Here is a 15,595-nt window from a genome sequence, read left to right as displayed (position 1 = left end):
CCCGCGCCCTACTGCGGGGCGGGCGCGGCACCGGCGTCGCCTGCGCCGGTTGCCGCATCGCCTCCGATGGTGGGTGAGCCGGATGCGGGTCCGGTCGGCGGCTCCGGCGCAGACGGCGCGGTCGGAGTAGAAGGCGCAGTCGGAGCAGAAGGCGCAGCCGGCGCCGACGCCGGTGGCACGGCGGGTGCAGCCGCTGCCGCCGCCTCACGTCGCGTCGCGGGGACGGGGCTCGTCGCGGGGACGGGGCTCGCCCCGCCACCACCGGAGGCAGCGCCAGCCGCGGCCGCGCCGCGGTCGCCGAACGCCTGCCCGATGCCCTTCAGCGCCTCGGTGAGCTCGCTCGGGATGACCCAGAGCTTGTTCGCGCTGCCCTCGGCGAGCTTCGGAAGCGTCTGCAGGTACTGGTACGCCAGCAGGAGGTTGTCGGGGTTCCCGGCGTGGATCGCCCCGAACACCGTCGTGATCGCCTGGGCCTCACCGTCGGCGCGCAGCACCTGAGCCTTCGCGTCGCCCTCGGCGCGGAGGATCTCGGCCTGCCGCGTTCCCTCGGCCTCGAGGATCTGCGCCTGCTTGGTGCCCTCCGCGGTGAGGATGACGGCGCGACGCTCACGCTCGGCGCGCATCTGCTTCTCCATCGAGTCCTGGATGGAGGTGGGCGGGTCGATCGCCTTCAGCTCGACACGCGAGACGCGGATGCCCCACTTGCCCGTGGCCTCGTCGAGCACGATCCGGAGCTGTCCGTTGATCTCGTCGCGGCTGGTGAGGGCCTCCTCGAGGTTCAGCCCACCGACCACGTTGCGGAGCGTGGTGGTCGCCAGCTGCTCGACCGCCCCGAGGTAGTTGGCGATCTCGTACGTCGCGGCACGCGCATCCGTCACCTGGAAGAAGACGACCGTGTCGATCGAGACGACCAGGTTGTCTTCCGTGATGACGGGCTGCGGCGGGAAGGAGACCACCTGCTCGCGGAGGTCGATGAGGGGGCGCAGCCGGTCGATGAAGGGGACGATCACGTTGAGGCCCGGCATGAGGGTCTTGTGGTAGCGCCCGAGGCGCTCGACGATGCCGGCGTTCGCCTGCGGGATGATGCGGATCGACTTCGAGATCACCACGATCACGAAGATGACCACGATCACGAGAACCGCGATCACCACCACCTGGGTGACGACGTTGTTCATACGATGGGCTCCTTGCTCTGGGACGGTGCGACCAGGGCGGTCGCACCGTCGATCGCGGCGACCTCCACGCGCTCGCCCCGCACGAGATCGGTCACCGTCACGCCGGGGGCGAGGCGTGCGGTCCAGGTGTCGCCGTTGGCGAGCTTGACCTGGCCCGCCATCGTGGTCACGGTCGAGAGCACCACGCCGCCCTGCCCGAGGAGCGCGTCGACGTTGCTCTTCGCCGGATCGGCGCCGCGTTTCAGCCTGCGCAGCAGGGGTGGCCTCAGCAGCAGGATGAGCAGCACGCTCACGACGGCGGCGATCACGACCTGGAGGTACCAGGGGACGCCGAGCAGTCCTGAGGCGAGGCCCGCGACGCTGCCCACGGCGAGCATGAGGAACGTGAACTCGAGGGTGAACATCTCGATGATCACGAACAGCAGGATGAGCCCGAGCCAGAAGACCCAGGCGTACGTCTGGATGAAGTCCACGACGGCGACCTCCTCCCTGCGGTGTCACCACCGACGCTACCAGGCGGCCCGCGCAGAGGGCCGATACCCGGTGACTTGGTAGTCTCGGAGGGTCTTTTCCACAGTCCTGAGGAGCACCACGTGTCCAACCCCCTCGCCGCAGGTTCGCTCGACGGGAAGCGGGTGCTCGTCACCGGCTCGTCGCGGGGCATCGGAGCCGACACCGTCGGCTACTTCGCCGAGGCGGGCGCCTCCGTCGTCATCAACTACCGCAACAAGGAGGCGCGCGCCGCGAAGATCGCGAACGCGATCCGCGAGAACGGGGGCCAGGCGCTCATCGTCGGCGCCGACCTCACCGACTCCGAGAGCGTCGCGGCGATGTTCGACCGAGTGAACGCCGAGCTCGGCGGCCTCGACGTGCTGGTGCTCAACGCCTCCGGCGGCATGGAGTCGGGCATGGGCGACGACTACGCGATGACGCTGAACCGCGACGCGCAGGTCACCGTGCTCAAGGCGGCGCTGGCCCTCCTCGAGCCCGGGTCGCGGGTGGTGTTCGTCACGAGCCACCAGGCGCACTTCATCCGCACCACGCCGACCATGCCGGAGTACGAGCCCGTCGCGCGCAGCAAGCGCGCCGGAGAGGACGCGCTGCGCGCGATGCTGCCCGAGCTCGACGCCGCGGGCATCGAGTTCGTGGTCGTCTCGGGCGACATGATCGAGGGCACCATCACCGCGACGCTGCTCGAGCGCATGAGCCCGGGCGCGATCGGGTCGCGCCGCGAGTCGGCGGGCAAGCTCTACAACGTGAGCGAGTTCGCGGCCGAGGTGGCCGCCGCCGCGGTCGACCCGATCCCCGCGAACCACACCCGGTACGTGGGCGACATCTCCGACTTCGACCAGAGCGAGGAGTGAGCACCTCGTGACGTCGCCCGCGTCGCCGATCATCCTGAAGTCCCGTGTGATCGTCGCGGCGGGAGATCGCACTCTGCTCTTCTACACGGCGCCCGACGTGCCGTCGAACCCCGTGCGCTGGCTCACGCCCGGCGGCCACCTCGAAGCGGGGGAGACGCACCTCGACGGCGCCGTGCGCGAGCTGTTCGAGGAGACCGGCCTGGTGGTCGCGCCCGAACAGCTCGGCGAGCCCGTGTGGTCGCGCGACTTCGTGGGCGAGCCGTCGCCCGCCGTGCTGCGCGACTACCACGAGGAGTACTACCTGCTCAGGGTCGACGAGCCGTTCGATCCGATCGTCGACAACTGGACGCCCGAGGAGATCGTCGACGTGCAGGCGTGGCGCTGGTTCACGCTCGACGAGCTGTCGTCGTCCGATGACGCGGTCGAGCCCGGCGATCTCGCCGCCGTGCTCGCTCGTGTCCTCTCGTAGCGACCGCCCGGCCTACGCGACCGTCTTCGGGCCTCGGCCGAGCATGAGTGCGGTCACCGCCGACATGATGGCCGACACGATGAGGAAGACCCCCGCGAACAGGATCAGCACCGAGATCGACTCGAGCGGCAGGAAGATGACCACGATCCCGGCGAGCAGCGAGAGCACGCCCAGAAGGGTGCCGAGCCACTTCGACGAGTCCTTCGCCGTCTCCATGATCGCGAGGATGCCCTCGAAGATCCACGAGAAGCCGACGACGAACGCCAGCACGAGAAGCGACACGACGGGGTTCCGGATCGCGATCACTCCAGCGATCACGAGCAGGACTCCGAGGATGATGTTGAGCGCCCGCATCCCGCCCGAGTAGTCCTTGTTGACGATGCCCTGGACCACGCGGATGAGGCCGACCACCCAGAAGTAGATCGCGAAGAGCAGTGCGATCGTCCACGCGATGGCGTCGGGGTTGTTGAAGGCCAGAACCAGGATGACCACGCCGAGCAGCAGCGAGAGCACGGCCCGTACCCACAGGCCGGTCTTGAGCCAGCGCCGTCCGGTCTCGGTGATGTCGCCGGCGAACAGCCAGAAGCCGCCGGGGTAGTCGGCCTGCGTGGGTGTGGACATGGTGGGCCCCCTTCGTGATGTCTGATGCACAATCTAGCCCTCGGCGGGTCGCCGGCGAGAGATCCCGCGGGACCTTCGACCCGCGGCGTGTCGACGCGCGCCGGAAGAGTGAGCGCTGTCCGCAGCGAACAGGAGGAGTCCAGGATGCGAGCAGCAGTCGTCACGGCGTTCGACGAGCCGGTGGCCGTCGAGGATCGGCCCGTTCCCCGGCCCGGCCCCGGGCAGGTGCTCGTGCGCCTCGAGGCGTGCGGTCTCTGCCACACCGACATCCATGCGATGCACGGCGATTGGCCGGTCACCCCATCGCTGCCCTTCGTCCCGGGGCACGAGGGGATCGGCATCATCGAGCAGCTCGGCGACGGCGTCGACTCCCGCTCGGTCGGCGAGCGCGTGGCGCTGCCGTGGCTCGGGCACGCGTGCGGCGAGTGCCGCTACTGCGTGAGCGGTCGCGAGAACCTGTGCGAGGCGCAGTACAACAACGGCTACTCGGTCGACGGGGGCTACGCCGAGTACGCGGTCGCGGATGCGCGCTTCGCGACACCCGTGCCCGAGGGGATCGATCCGATCGAGGCCGCACCGCTCACGTGTGCGGGCGTCACCACGTACGCGGCCATCAAGAACGCCCGCGTGGTGCCGGGGGAGACGGTGGTGGTGTTCGGCATCGGCGGGCTCGGCCACCTGGCGGTGCAGTACGCCCGGCTCGTCGGGGCGAAGGTCATCGCGGTCGACGTCACCGACGAGAAGGTGGCGCTCGCGACCGAGCTCGGAGCCGACCACGTGGTGAACGCGGCGCACACGGATCCGGTCGCCGCCATCGCCGCACTCGGCGGAGCCGACGTCGCGGTCGTGCTCGCCGTCGCGCCCACGGTGTTCCGTCAGACATTCGAGTCCTTGAACCGCGGTGGGCGTCTCGTCCTGGTCTCCCTGCCGGCGGCGGGCGAGCTCACCGTCCCCGTGTTCGACACGGTGCTGAAGGGGATCAGCGTCATCGGCTCCATCGTCGGCACCCGCCAGGATCTGGCCGAGGTGTTCGATCTCCACGTCGCCGGGCGGACCAGGGTCTTCACCGAGACTCGCACCCTCGACGACGTGAACGAGGCCGTCGGCGAGGTCCTCGCCGGATCCGTGCCCGCCCGGCTGGTCTTCACCTACCCTGCCCCGTCAGAGCCGACTCCCTGAGAGGCACACGGACTGAGAAGCACACGGAGAGGTCGAGCAGCGCCGAGCCCCGGCTCAGCCGCGGGTCTCGAAGCGGTGCTGGGCCTCGAACACGGCCGCCTGCGTGCGTCGTTCGAGGCCCAGCTTCTCGAGGAGGCTCGAGACGTAGTTCTTCACCGTCTTCTCCGCCAGCGCGAGCTGATCGCCGATCTGCCGGTTCGTCATGCCCTGCCCGATGAGCGCGAGGATCTGACGTTCGCGGAGCCCGAGCGAACCGAATCGCGGGTCGGTCGGCTCCGCCTGCGTGAGAGTGGACTCGAGTTTCTTCACCGCCGCAGCATGGAGGAGCCGTCGGCCCGCGGCGACCTCACGGACGTCGCGCGCCAGATCCGGCCCGCGCACATCCTTCAGCACGTACCCGGCGGCGCCCGCCAGCACGGCGCTCATCGTCGCCTCGTCGTCGTCGTACGCGGTGAGCATCAGGCAGCGCAGGTCGGGATGGGTCGAGCGGATCTGGCGACAGAGGTCGATGCCGCTGCCATCCGGCAGACGCACGTCGAGGATCGCGACGTCGGCCTCGACGGCTTCGAGCCGGGCCAACGCCTGCGCGATGCTCCCCGCCTCGCCGACGATGGTGAGGTCGTTCTCGACCTCGAGCATGTCGGCGACCCCACGGCGCACGAGCTCATGGTCGTCGACGAGGAAGATCCGGATCATCGCTGTCCTCTCGGTGCAGTCACGGTGGTCACGGCACGGGTACGGCCCATCGGACCGTCGTGGCGCCGGGGGAGCTGATGACGACGACGTCCCCTCCCCGAGAGCGGGCGCGCTCGCCGAGGTTCCTCAGTCCGCCGCTGCGCCGGCTCGAGTCGAAGCCCACCCCGTCATCGTGGACGGCCACCTCGACCTCGGTCTCGCCGACGTTCACGACGAGGTCGACGGTCGTCGCCTGAGCGTGACGGACGACGTTGCTCAGCATCTCGCGGGCGGCCGCCGTGACGTCGTTGAGGAGGTCGTCGGTGATGATGATGTCGACGGGGCCCGAGAACGCGACGTCGACCGTGCGCGGTACCAGCTTCGACGCCTCCGCGGCGAGGTCGACGAGGACGTGCCGGGCCCGGGGCGTGTCGTGCTGCGCGGGCGGGTTGATGGCGAAGACGATCGTGCGTATCTTCGCGATGCTGTCGTCCAGCCGCGAGATGGACTGCTCGAGCAGGGCCGTCTCGGCCGGGTCGTGGGGCCGTGCCGCCAGGTTGTGGAGGTCGAGGCCGGTCGCGAACAGCAGCTGGATGACGTGGTCGTGCAGGTCGCGGGCGATCCGGGCGCGATCCTCGAGCAGGAGGCCGCGCTGCTCGGCCTCGCGGGCACGCGCGAGCTCGAGGGCGAGGCTCAGGCGCGAGGCGACGTCCGACACGACCGTCCGCTCCACCTCGCCGTACTGGCCGGCGCGCGGGGCACGGGCGATGCCGAGAGCGCCCCAGGTCTCGCCGCGCGCGGTGAACGGGACGAAGACCGTGGCGCCGACCTCGCCTCCGGAGACGATCGCGAGCGGATCGGCGGGGCCGGTCAGGCGCCCACCCACCGACAGTCGAGACTCGCCGCTCTCGATCACGATGCCCGCGGCGGTCGACGAGGCGGGGACCATCGCGTCCTGGAGCGCGTCCTCGCCCTCGCCGCGGATCGCCGCGACGCGGACGGTGAGCGGATCAGGGCCGGGCACGAGGAGCACGACCCGCTCCGCACCGGACTCGGGGAACAGCTCGTCGGCGATCACGCCGAGCACCTCGTCGGCCTCGGTGTGGAGGAGCATCGGCGTCAGCCTCGCGGTGACACGCATCCACCTCTCGCGGAGGTGCGTCTCGCGGAACAGCCGGGCGTTGCGGATCGCGTTCCCGGCCGTCACCGCGAGCGCGGAGACGAGCTCCTCGTCCTCGGCGGTGAAGGTGCCGCCGCCACGGTTGCCGAGGTAGAGGTTGCCGTAGACGGTGTCGCCCACCCTCACGGGGACGCCGAGGAAGCCGCGCATGTCGGGATGGTGGGCGGGGAAGCCCGAGGAGCGCGGGTCGGATCCGAGATCCTCCAAGCGGATGGGGCGGGCCTCCTCGATGACCGCGCCGAGGAGCCCGTGACCCTCGGGGAGGTGACCGATCCGGCCCACCAGGTCGGCGGGCATCCCCGTGTGGATGAAGGATTCCAGACCACCGGTGGGGGAGATGACGCCCAGGGCGCCGTACTCGGCGTCGACGAGCTCGGCGGCCGAGTCTACGATCTGCTGCAGGACCGCGTTGAGCTCGATCTCGGCGCTCACCGCGGCGCTCGCACGCAGCAGCGATCGCAGTCGATCCTGCGCGCGGAGGACCTGCTCGGCCCGCTCCACGACGTCGCGCCGACCTCCATCGAGGACGGCGGGGTGTTCGTGGCCGAGTGCCTCCGAGGGGGCGTCGTCGCTCATCGCGGCCCTCCCCGTCTCACGTTCTCGACCAGGCTAACACCCGTGCCACGACGGTCCTCCGAGGGCGGCGAGGGACCTTGGACCCGCGCTCGGCTCGCTGGGTGGGCCAGCATCGGAGCGGACTCGAGGAGGTGCCATGGGCGGCACGATGCTGGTCGGCGTCGACGGCACGGTGGCCGGTCGGACCGCGGTGGGCTGGGCGGTCGATTGGGCACGCGCGCACGGACAGCGCGTCGAGATGGTGCACGTCGTCGACGACGAGCGGGGGCGTCTCCGGTCTCGGGCGCTACGCGACCGGGAGGAGGAGGCCGTGGCTCTCCTCTCCCGCGAGGTGGAGGTCGCCCGTGCAGACGAGTCCGGAGTGGAGGTCGGCTCGCGCGTGCTCGTCGGCCATCCGCTGAGCAGGTGGTCAGAGGCCTCCCGGTCGGCAGCCGGGGTCGTCGTGGGGACCCACAAGACCGGATACGCGGGCGGTCGCGTCTTCGGGTCCTTCGGCCTTCGGCTGGCGTCGGTCACCCGATCACCGCTGTTCGTCATCCCGACCGACGGCCGGCGACAGCGGCGTCGCGTCGTCGTGGGTGTCGACGACGCGGAGGAACGGTCGGCGGCGGTGGAGTTCGCGGCCCGTGCGGCCTTCACCGCCGGTCACGAGCTCGTCGTCCTCCGGGCGGCGTCGGGACTCCATGGTGTGGAGGACTGCCGGCTGCTCGATCGGGCCGCCGCGACGGCGCGGGCGACGGCTCCCTCGCTCGCCGTGCACTCGCGCCGCAGTCGGGTTCCGGCGGGGGAGAGCCTGGCCGTGGCCTCCGAGTCGGCCGAGCTGACCGTGGTGGGGCGCGACACAGCGCTCGCGTTGGGTGCGACGGGGACCGACCTGCTGATGAATCCGGGCGGCCCCGTCGCGGTGATCCCCCTCACGATCACGCGGCCGGTTGCGGGCTCCATGTGCTGACGCCGCGTCGGCGCAGGAGCCGTCATCACGCCGACGGACGCACGACCCGGGCGAGCACCCGCAACCTGGCGCGGGTCACCGCGTAGAGCTCTCCCGCCCAGGCCGCGGCGTCGATCAGCTCCGCCGACGAGGGCGCCGCGACGGTCGCGAGTGGGAAGCTCCGCGCGGGGAGCGCCGGCCGCAGGCCCTGCCGGAAGAGCGCGGTGTCGAGGCGGTCGGCGAGGGATCCCACCCGGGGCAGGATCGACCACGGCCGGGTGTCGAAGGCCCCGTACCAGTGCGCCTGCACCCCGCGGACCGTCAGAGCGCTCACGGTGCCCCGCACATCGGTCCGAGAGCTCCCATCGGATTCGGGGAAGCCCGCCCTGCCCCGCCACCAGAGACCCGGGCGCCCTCGCACGCCCGCACCGACGATGAGCAGATCGCACCTCGCGGGCCCGGAGTGGTCGAGGTCGAGCACGGTGACGTCCGAGCCCGGGAGGGAGTCGGCCATGGCCCGGGCCAGCGCCTCGGTGGGCGGGGACGCGGCCTCGTACAGGATCAGGCAGTCCATGTCTCGACCCTGCCGATCACGACGGCGGTGGGACATGACCTAGGTCCCGTCGGATGCGGCGCCGAGCGCGCCCTCGCATCCCACAGGTCTTTGGTCCCGTCCCGGCGACCGACGGGCCGACATCCTGGTGCGGTGACCGACCTCCTCGATCCTCTTCTCCTGTCGCGTTGGCAGTTCGGGCTGACGACGATCTACCACTTCCTCTTCGTCCCCCTCACGATCGGACTCGCGACGACGGTCGCGCTGTTCCAGACGGCGTGGGTGCGCACGGGGAAGGCCCGCTACCTGCAGATCACGCGGTTCATCGGGAAGCTGTTCCTCATCAACTTCGCCATGGGAGTGGTGACGGGCATCGTGCAGGAGTTCCAGTTCGGCATGAACTGGTCGGACTACTCGCGGTTCGTCGGCGACATCTTCGGCGCGCCTCTGGCGATGGAGGGGCTCCTCGCGTTCTTCCTCGAGGCCACCTTCATCGGCGTCTGGATCTTCGGCTGGGACAAGCTGCCGAAGCGGGTGCACCTCGCCTCGATCTGGTTGACCGCGGCGGCGACGGTGCTCTCGGCGTACTTCATCCTCGCGGCCAACGCGTTCATGCAGAATCCGCTCGGCTACCAGCTCGACGAGGCGCGGGGGAGGGCGGAGCTGACCGACATCGGCGCCGTCCTCACCAACCCGGTCTCGCTCGCCTCCTTCCCGCACACGATCTTCGGCGCGTTCATGGTCACGGCCGCGCTGCTCATCGCGGCGGCGTGCTGGCACCTGGCTCGGAGCAAGGGGCACGACACCATGCGGCCGGTCCTCAAGGTGGGGCTGTGGATGATGGTGATCGCGGGCGTGGGGACGGTCCTCTCGGGCGACCAGCTGGGGCTCGTCATGGTCGACACGCAGCCGATGAAGATGGCGGCGGCGGAGGCGCTGTACAACACGGCGTCGGGTGCCAACGCCTCCTTCTCGGTGTTCACGTGGGGCACACCCGACGGATCGAGCGAGCTCTTCTCCCTGCGCATCCCGTACCTGCTCTCCTTCCTCTCGACGCACACCGCCGACGGGACGGTCGAGGGACTCAACGACCTCCAGGCGCAGTACGTGCAGCTCTACGGCCCCGGCGACTACATGCCGACGGTCTGGATCACCTACTGGGCGTTCCGCTGGATGATCGGTCTGGGCGTCGTCTCGATCCTGATCGCGATCGCGGGGCTCTGGCTGACGCGTCGGGGGAGGGCTCCTCGACGGACCTGGATGTGGCGCGTGGGGATCTGGGCCTTCCCCCTCCCGCTCGCCGCGATGTCGGTCGGCTGGGTCTTCACCGAGATGGGCCGGCAGCCGTGGATCGTGTTCGGGCTGCTGAAGACCCAGGACGCGGTGTCGCCCGGCATCAACGGATGGGACGTCGTCGCCTCCCTCGTCGCCTTCACCCTCGTCTACGGTGCCCTCGCCGTCGTGGAGTTCCGGCTCATCGTCAAGGCCATCAAGAAGGGGCCGGAGCCCGAGCCGTCCGACCACGACGCCACCGAGGGCAGCCCCGTCGTCACCAGCACGGTCTACTAGGAGACACACCCCATGGATCTCGCCACCCTCTGGTTCTGGATCGTCGGATTCCTGTTCATCGGGTACTTCGTCCTCGACGGGTTCGACTTCGGCGTCGGCATGTCGCTGCCCTTCCTCGGCAAGGACGACACCGACCGTCGTGTGCTCATCAATACCATCGGTCCGGTCTGGGACCTCAACGAGACCTGGGTCATCGTCGCCGGCGCCTCGCTGTTCGCCGCGTTCCCCGAGTGGTACGCGACACTGTTCTCGGGCTTCTACCTGCCGCTGCTCCTCATCCTGCTCGCCCTCATCGCGCGCGGTGTGTCGTTCGAGTACCGGCATCAGGGCAAGGGCCTGCGGTGGACGCGGTGGTTCGACGGGATGATCGTGGTCGGATCGGCCGTGCCCGCGCTGCTTTGGGGTGTCGCGTTCGCGAACATCGTGCAGGGCGTCCCGATGGATGCGGACCACACGTACCTCGGCACCCTGTTCGACCTGCTCAACCCCTACGCGCTCCTCGGCGGCATCACGACGCTGCTGCTGTTCTTCACGCACGGCGTGGGGTTCGTCGCCCTCAAGACGGACGGCGAGGTCCGGGTGAGGGCGCGGCGGCTCGCCACGCGGGCCGGGCTCGTGACGATCCTGGCCGCGGCGTCGTTCCTGATCTGGACCGACCTCGCCCACGGCACGCTCGCCTCATGGCTGCTGTCCGCGGTCGCGGCCGTGCTGCTCATCGCCGCGGTGTTCGCGAACGCGCGGGCTGCGGAGCGCACGGCGTTCGCCCTGACCGCGGCGACCATCGGCTTCGCGGTGCTCGCGCTCTTCTCGGCGCTCTTCCCCGACGTCATGCCCGCCTCGAACGACCCGGCGAACTCGCTCACCATCGCGAACGCATCCAGCACCCCGTACACGCTCACCGTGATGACATGGGTGGCGGGCTTCGCCCTGCCGGTCATCCTCGCGTACCAGGCGTGGACCTACTGGGTGTTCCGTCGTCGGATCACGCGATCGCTCATCCCGGCCGCGTGATCGAGGTCAGCTCAGCTGCTGCTCGATCGGCACGGTGCCCTCGACGATGACCTCGCCGGTGTGCGCGGTCGTGACGGTCTCGATGAGGACGATGTGCACCTCCTCGTCGGCGACGGGGTTGTGCAGCACCCCCTTCGGGACCACGTGGAACTGACCGGGCTCGAGCACGACCTCCTGGTCGTCGGGCAGCTGGATGCGCAGCCTGCCCGACACCACGAGGAACATCTCGTCCTCGTCGGCGTGGGAATGCCAGACCAGCTCGCCGAGGAGCTTCGCCACCTTGACGTACTGGTCGTTGACCCGTCCGACGACCCTCGGGGTCCAGTACTGCGTCACCTGGTCGAGCTCGCGCGCGATGTCCGTCGTCATGAGGACGATCCTCCCTCATCGACGTGCACGCGGACGAGGGGAGAGCGCCGCACCCACTCCTCGAGCGGCTCGACGGGCTGCGCGATGTAGCCACGGTGCCGTGGCTGGTCGAGGTCGTCGATGATCGAGGCGAAGATGCGGGCGCGGTCGGCCGGGTCGAAGACCGGCTCCGCCCTCGCAGGCAGGTCCGCCCTGACTCCGTGCTTCAGGTGGACGGTGAACTCCGGGTGTGCCCGCAGGTTGGCGTACCAGTCGCGCGAGGCGGGTTGCGTGGTGAGGTAGATCTCGTCGTCGACCCGGTAGAACCAGATCTCGATGCGGCGGGGCCTGCCGGTCCTCGCTCCGATCGTCGTGATGTCGATCGTCCTGTCGGAGGCCGACGATGAGGGTGTGATCGCCAGTGCTCGTCGTACTCGGTCTTCCATGTCCCGGTCCTTCCTCGGGGGTCGATGTGCGCGGGTCGCTCGGATGGCCTCGGTCAGATGCCCCGGATGATCCGGACCTTCTCCTCGCGGTGCCGATGTCCGGCGGGGTCGCCCATCAGGAGGATGTCGAAGGCGTGCGGAGAGCCGGGATGCACGTGCAGCTCGGTCGAGACGCCGGCGCGCCAGAGCCGGCCCGCGTACGCGACGTCCGCATCCCGGAAGATGTCGAGCTCGCCCACCTCGAGGTACGCCGGAGCGACACCCGCCAGGTCCGGCTGCCGGGCGGGGACGGCGGCGTAGAGCACCCGATCGCCCAGCGGGAGGTCGCCGAGGACAGCCTCCCACGCGGTGCGCTCGAACTCGTAGGAGAACATCGCCGCCGCTGCATCCAGCTCCGGGTCGCGCTCCGACCGGTCGTCCAGCATCGGGTAGATCAGGATCTGCTTCGCCAGGGGGAGTCCCGCGTCTCGCGCGAGCACGGCCAAGGACGCGGCGATGCCGCCGCCGGCGCTGTCGCCCATCACCGCGATGCGGGCGGGATCGACTCCGAGCGCGGGGGCCTCGGCGACGAGCCACCGCAGAGCGGCGAGCGCATCGGCGGGCGCCGTTCCCGCCGGCGCCTCCGGCGCGAGCCGATAGTCGACCGATAGGAACGGCACTCCTGTCCATCCCTGGCGTGAGAGGCGCCCTGGCCTCCGGCGCCGCCGCTGATGAGCACCGTCGTGTCGTCGAACCGTTCCATGTCCTGCTCCTCGCGTCCGATCGATCCTGAGGTGAGTCGATCGCCTCACCACTGTGTCAGTGATGCCATGGTGAGTCAAGTGACTTACCTTCTGGCTCGGCGGGGGCTACGCTGGAGGCATGCCGGACGCCGCGCTCACCTACCATCAGAGGGTCGCGGAGACCAAGCGGGCGGCCATCGTCTCGGCAGCGACCGGACTGTTCGGCGAGAACGGCTACGAGAGCACGTCGCTGGCGCGGGTGGCGGAGGTCGCGGGAGTGTCGACGGCGACGCTGTTCAAGCAGTTCCCGACGAAGGCCGACCTGTTCGAGGCGATCGTCCTCGACTTCTGGGGGAGGACTGCGACCTCGGCCTCCGCCTCGGAGGAGCTGGACGGACTCGATCCGGTAGGCGGTCTCACCGCACTGGGAGATCGGTACGCCGAACTGCTCCTGCGACCGGGGATGGCGGGACTGCACCGGATGGTCATCGCCGAGGCGCCGCGCTTCCCGGAGCTCGCCCGTATCCAGTTCGACCTGGGCAAGGAGCCGTTCTTCGGGAGGGTGCACGCCTACCTGACCACCGCCGACGACAAGGGCTCCCTTCGTGTTCCGAACCCCACCGACGCGGCCACCCAGTTCCTCGGGATGATCTCGAACGTCGTCTTCTGGCCCAAGCTCCTGCTGGTCGAGTGGGATCCGAGCCCGGAGCAGATCAGCCGGACGATCGCCGACGCCGTGGCCATGGTCACCTCGTACTACCATCCCCGTCACGCCTGAGCGGCGGAGCTCCGGTCAGGGGACGAGCACCGTGCGGGCTTCTCCCGACGACGGTCGCGACCATTCGCTCTCCACGTCACGGAGCGGGACGGCCCGCGGCGAGACCTGGGGAGTGCCCGACATGATGAAGTCGGCGAGGGAGGGGAGCTCCTCGACGATCTCGCGGGTGCTCACCGATCCCTGCCCGCTGCCGATGATCTGGAGCCCTGAGGCACGGAGCGCAGCCGACGGGATAGGGGCTTCGGGGCCGGCGATCGACCCGATCTGGATCCACGACAGCGGCGCCCCGCGGTCGAGGCGCGCCCGCACGATCTCCGTCATGGCGCCGGCGGCCGGGGCACCCCAGACGTAGTCGAGCACGACATCGGCGCCGGCCACCGCGGAGCAGGCGTCGAAGGTCACGACGTCGTCCGCGCCGAGGGTGCGAAGTGCGTCGAAGGCGCTGGTGGCCCGAGCGACCGCGGAGATCCGGGCAGCCCCGAGGTGCCGGGCGACCTGGATCGCCAGCCGACCGGCGCTCCCCGATGCGCCCAGGATGGCGACGTGGGCGCCGAGGGGCAGAGCGATGCGACGCCGGAGCGCGATCCACGACGACATCGCCGGATTCATCGCGGCCGCGACGCGGACCGGGTCGATCGCGGGGGAGAGGGGCACGCTCGCGCAGAGGTCGATGGCGGCGCGCTCGGCCATCGCCCCGCTCTCGACCACGAAGTATCGCAGTCGACCCTCCGCATCCCGCCCGACGCCGTCGATGCCGGGAACGAAGGGGAGGGGGACCGTCTCGGTGTAGTGCGATCCGTCCGCCTGTGAGCGGACTCGCGGATGCAGGGCCGAGGCGAGCACCTCGACGACGGCCTGACCGGGGCCGGACGGAGCGGGGTCGGGCACCTCGAGGTACCGGGGCGGGTGTGCCAGATCGGTGACGACGGCGGCGAACATGTCTCCTCCTTGATATAGTTGGTAACACGAACTATAGTAGTTCGTAGTACGAAGCAAAAGAGGCGCCGTGGAAGAACCCGATACCGAGCAGGCTGGGCTGATCGACGCTCTGGCGCAGACGGCGTTCATCCTCACCAGCGCACTCAACCGCATCGCGGCCGACAACGATCTGTCGATCACGCAGCTCCGGCTCCTGGGCACGCTGCGTGGGCGGTCACCCCAGATGAAGCAGCTGGCCGGCCACCTGGGCTTGGAGAAGTCGACGCTGTCCGGCCTGATCGACCGCGCACAGCGCAGAGGCTTCGTCCAGAGGCGTCCCAGCGAATCAGACAAGCGGGTCATCGAGGTCGCGCTGACGGCCGACGGAGAATCCACAGCGCGCCGCATCGAGGCCGACGTCCGCGTCGCGGTCGAGCCGATCATCCGCCAACTCGACCCCGCGGACCGCGACGCCCTGCGCGTCCTGCTGGAGCGGATGCTCGGCCCCGCGCCGTCCTGATCCAGCCCCGCTCAGCCCGTCGGTCCAGCGCTGATAATGCACATTATGTCAATAGCGAGACGGCATGCTCGCGCAGCAGTCCTCTCAGGACTACTCCTGAACACTCTCTTCGGATGGTGGTGGCAGACCCCATCGCCACCCTCGTCATCGTCGTGTTCGCCATCCGAGAAGGCATCGAAGCCTGAGAGGTGACGCCTGCGTCACCTCAGTCGGCATGCTCCTCGACGACGATCACGACAACGAAGACCACGACCATCACCACTGACAGCTCCGGCGTCACCACGCGACCCACGGTGGCCAGGAAGAGCTCTTCACTCGTCCGCTAGCGGATGGTTGCTTCTCGAAGCCATGTCGACTGCTCTTCGAGGTCGCAAGCCGCTCTCGTGCCGCTGCCTCGAGTGCGACCCTCACCTCTCCCCCACGACGGCGGCTTCGCCCGTGTCCTCGGACTCCTCGAGACAGACCTCCTGCGCCACTCGTTACGGCCCGAACCGTAGTGAGTTGGTCGGCGCATCCCCCAACCTGTTAGCTTCGGGCCGATCTCCCGCGACTCCGCGAGC

At 69.8% G+C, this 15,595-nt stretch carries 18 protein-coding genes; 8 read left to right on the top strand and 10 right to left on the bottom strand.

Annotation, left to right across the window (positions count from 1 at the left end; genetic code table 11):
* Nucleotides 1–8: 8 nt before the first annotated feature.
* Nucleotides 9–1,175 (bottom strand): SPFH domain-containing protein, encoded by a 1,167-nt coding sequence (locus ACFJGV_RS01710; protein WP_378146358.1) that lies wholly within the window; start codon nucleotides 1,173–1,175, stop codon nucleotides 9–11.
* Entirely contained in the window at nucleotides 1,172–1,648 is a 477-nt protein-coding gene (locus ACFJGV_RS01705) for an NfeD family protein (RefSeq protein ID WP_378146356.1), read from the bottom strand. The genes ACFJGV_RS01710 and ACFJGV_RS01705 overlap by 4 nt, the downstream gene beginning before the upstream one ends.
* Before the next feature lie 120 nt (nucleotides 1,649–1,768).
* Between ACFJGV_RS01705 and ACFJGV_RS01700 the strand changes: the two genes are divergently transcribed.
* Together ACFJGV_RS01700 and ACFJGV_RS01695 are read left to right on the top strand one after the other, a co-directional pair.
* Nucleotides 1,769–2,539 (top strand): SDR family oxidoreductase, encoded by a 771-nt coding sequence (locus ACFJGV_RS01700; RefSeq protein WP_378146355.1) that lies wholly within the window; start codon nucleotides 1,769–1,771, stop codon nucleotides 2,537–2,539.
* Nucleotides 2,540–2,546: 7 nt separating this feature from the next.
* Complete coding sequence (locus ACFJGV_RS01695; protein ID WP_378146353.1) at nucleotides 2,547–3,008, top strand: NUDIX hydrolase; 462 nt, start codon at nucleotides 2,547–2,549, stop codon at nucleotides 3,006–3,008.
* 12 nt (nucleotides 3,009–3,020) lie between these two features.
* Here the strand turns inward: ACFJGV_RS01695 and ACFJGV_RS01690 are convergent, their stop codons facing one another.
* Nucleotides 3,021–3,629, bottom strand: a complete 609-nt coding sequence (locus ACFJGV_RS01690) for an HdeD family acid-resistance protein (protein WP_378146352.1) — start codon at nucleotides 3,627–3,629, stop codon at nucleotides 3,021–3,023.
* Between the two features lie 144 nt (nucleotides 3,630–3,773).
* Between ACFJGV_RS01690 and ACFJGV_RS01685 the strand changes: the two genes are divergently transcribed.
* Entirely contained in the window at nucleotides 3,774–4,808 is a 1,035-nt protein-coding gene (locus tag ACFJGV_RS01685) for a zinc-dependent alcohol dehydrogenase (protein WP_378146351.1), read from the top strand.
* Between the two features lie 54 nt (nucleotides 4,809–4,862).
* Here the strand turns inward: ACFJGV_RS01685 and ACFJGV_RS01680 are convergent, their stop codons facing one another.
* Nucleotides 4,863–5,504 carry a response regulator gene (locus ACFJGV_RS01680; protein ID WP_378146349.1) on the bottom strand — a complete coding sequence of 214 codons (642 nt, stop codon included), beginning with the start codon at nucleotides 5,502–5,504 and terminating at the stop codon, nucleotides 4,863–4,865.
* A gap of 28 nt (nucleotides 5,505–5,532) precedes the next feature.
* Nucleotides 5,533–7,239, bottom strand: a complete 1,707-nt coding sequence (locus ACFJGV_RS01675; protein WP_378146347.1) for a GAF domain-containing protein — start codon at nucleotides 7,237–7,239, stop codon at nucleotides 5,533–5,535.
* Between the two features lie 136 nt (nucleotides 7,240–7,375).
* Here ACFJGV_RS01675 and ACFJGV_RS01670 point away from each other — a divergent pair, with 136 nt between their 5' ends.
* On the top strand, nucleotides 7,376–8,191 hold the full coding sequence (locus ACFJGV_RS01670) for a universal stress protein (RefSeq protein WP_378146346.1): 816 nt from the start codon (nucleotides 7,376–7,378) through the stop codon (nucleotides 8,189–8,191).
* 25 nt (nucleotides 8,192–8,216) lie between these two features.
* Here ACFJGV_RS01670 and ACFJGV_RS01665 read toward each other — a convergent pair whose 3' ends face one another.
* Nucleotides 8,217–8,744, bottom strand: coding sequence for a hypothetical protein (locus ACFJGV_RS01665; protein WP_378146344.1), 528 nt, complete (start codon nucleotides 8,742–8,744; stop codon nucleotides 8,217–8,219).
* Between the two features lie 132 nt (nucleotides 8,745–8,876).
* Here ACFJGV_RS01665 and ACFJGV_RS01660 point away from each other — a divergent pair, with 132 nt between their 5' ends.
* Nucleotides 8,877–10,292, top strand: a complete 1,416-nt coding sequence (locus ACFJGV_RS01660) for a cytochrome ubiquinol oxidase subunit I (protein ID WP_378146342.1) — start codon at nucleotides 8,877–8,879, stop codon at nucleotides 10,290–10,292.
* Between the two features lie 12 nt (nucleotides 10,293–10,304).
* The gene (gene cydB / locus ACFJGV_RS01655; protein ID WP_378146341.1) at nucleotides 10,305–11,303 is read left to right on the top strand and encodes a cytochrome d ubiquinol oxidase subunit II; all 999 of its coding nucleotides are present in this window, start codon (nucleotides 10,305–10,307) and stop codon (nucleotides 11,301–11,303) included.
* A gap of 6 nt (nucleotides 11,304–11,309) precedes the next feature.
* Here the strand turns inward: cydB and ACFJGV_RS01650 are convergent, their stop codons facing one another.
* Genes ACFJGV_RS01650 through ACFJGV_RS01640 form a run of 3 tightly spaced genes read right to left on the bottom strand, consistent with a single transcriptional unit; the run spans nucleotide 11,310 to nucleotide 12,756 of the window.
* Nucleotides 11,310–11,672, bottom strand: a complete 363-nt coding sequence (locus ACFJGV_RS01650; protein WP_378146339.1) for a cupin domain-containing protein — start codon at nucleotides 11,670–11,672, stop codon at nucleotides 11,310–11,312.
* Complete coding sequence (locus ACFJGV_RS01645; protein ID WP_378146337.1) at nucleotides 11,669–12,097, bottom strand: nitroreductase/quinone reductase family protein; 429 nt, start codon at nucleotides 12,095–12,097, stop codon at nucleotides 11,669–11,671. Before ACFJGV_RS01645 ends, ACFJGV_RS01650 begins: the two co-directional genes overlap by 4 nt.
* Before the next feature lie 53 nt (nucleotides 12,098–12,150).
* Nucleotides 12,151–12,756 (bottom strand): alpha/beta hydrolase, encoded by a 606-nt coding sequence (locus ACFJGV_RS01640; protein WP_378146335.1) that lies wholly within the window; start codon nucleotides 12,754–12,756, stop codon nucleotides 12,151–12,153.
* 202 nt (nucleotides 12,757–12,958) lie between these two features.
* Here ACFJGV_RS01640 and ACFJGV_RS01635 point away from each other — a divergent pair, with 202 nt between their 5' ends.
* Entirely contained in the window at nucleotides 12,959–13,597 is a 639-nt protein-coding gene (locus ACFJGV_RS01635; RefSeq protein ID WP_378146334.1) for a TetR/AcrR family transcriptional regulator, read from the top strand.
* 15 nt (nucleotides 13,598–13,612) lie between these two features.
* On the opposite strand, the gene ACFJGV_RS01630 is transcribed toward ACFJGV_RS01635, so the two are convergent.
* The gene (locus ACFJGV_RS01630; RefSeq protein WP_378146332.1) at nucleotides 13,613–14,536 is read right to left on the bottom strand and encodes a zinc-binding alcohol dehydrogenase family protein; all 924 of its coding nucleotides are present in this window, start codon (nucleotides 14,534–14,536) and stop codon (nucleotides 13,613–13,615) included.
* 67 nt (nucleotides 14,537–14,603) lie between these two features.
* On the opposite strand from ACFJGV_RS01630, the gene ACFJGV_RS01625 reads away from it, so the two are divergent.
* Nucleotides 14,604–15,035 (top strand): MarR family winged helix-turn-helix transcriptional regulator, encoded by a 432-nt coding sequence (locus tag ACFJGV_RS01625; protein WP_378146330.1) that lies wholly within the window; start codon nucleotides 14,604–14,606, stop codon nucleotides 15,033–15,035.
* Nucleotides 15,036–15,595 lie beyond the last annotated feature (560 nt).

The organism is Cnuibacter sp. UC19_7, assembly GCF_042699995.1.
In the GTDB taxonomy this organism is placed as follows: Bacteria; Actinomycetota; Actinomycetes; order Actinomycetales; family Microbacteriaceae; genus Cnuibacter.
Note: the sequence above shows the minus strand (reverse complement) of the source record. Positions and strands in the feature narration are given on the sequence as shown.

Bases quoted from the DNA above. Each gene is read 5' to 3' on its own strand.
- ACFJGV_RS01710 (WP_378146358.1), bottom strand. From the start codon at position 1,175: ATGAACAACGTCGTCACCCAGGTGGTGGTGATCGCGGTTCTCGTGATC.
- ACFJGV_RS01690 (WP_378146352.1), bottom strand. From the start codon at position 3,629: ATGTCCACACCCACGCAGGCCGACTACCCCGGCGGCTTCTGGCTGTTC.
- ACFJGV_RS01685 (WP_378146351.1), top strand. From the start codon at position 3,774: ATGCGAGCAGCAGTCGTCACGGCGTTCGACGAGCCGGTGGCCGTCGAG.
- ACFJGV_RS01680 (WP_378146349.1), bottom strand. From the start codon at position 5,504: ATGATCCGGATCTTCCTCGTCGACGACCATGAGCTCGTGCGCCGTGGG.
- ACFJGV_RS01675 (WP_378146347.1), bottom strand. From the start codon at position 7,239: ATGAGCGACGACGCCCCCTCGGAGGCACTCGGCCACGAACACCCCGCC.
- ACFJGV_RS01670 (WP_378146346.1), top strand. From the start codon at position 7,376: ATGGGCGGCACGATGCTGGTCGGCGTCGACGGCACGGTGGCCGGTCGG.
- ACFJGV_RS01665 (WP_378146344.1), bottom strand. From the start codon at position 8,744: ATGGACTGCCTGATCCTGTACGAGGCCGCGTCCCCGCCCACCGAGGCG.
- cydB (WP_378146341.1), top strand. From the start codon at position 10,305: ATGGATCTCGCCACCCTCTGGTTCTGGATCGTCGGATTCCTGTTCATC.
- ACFJGV_RS01650 (WP_378146339.1), bottom strand. From the start codon at position 11,672: ATGACGACGGACATCGCGCGCGAGCTCGACCAGGTGACGCAGTACTGG.
- ACFJGV_RS01645 (WP_378146337.1), bottom strand. From the start codon at position 12,097: ATGGAAGACCGAGTACGACGAGCACTGGCGATCACACCCTCATCGTCG.
- ACFJGV_RS01635 (WP_378146334.1), top strand. From the start codon at position 12,959: ATGCCGGACGCCGCGCTCACCTACCATCAGAGGGTCGCGGAGACCAAG.
- ACFJGV_RS01630 (WP_378146332.1), bottom strand. From the start codon at position 14,536: ATGTTCGCCGCCGTCGTCACCGATCTGGCACACCCGCCCCGGTACCTC.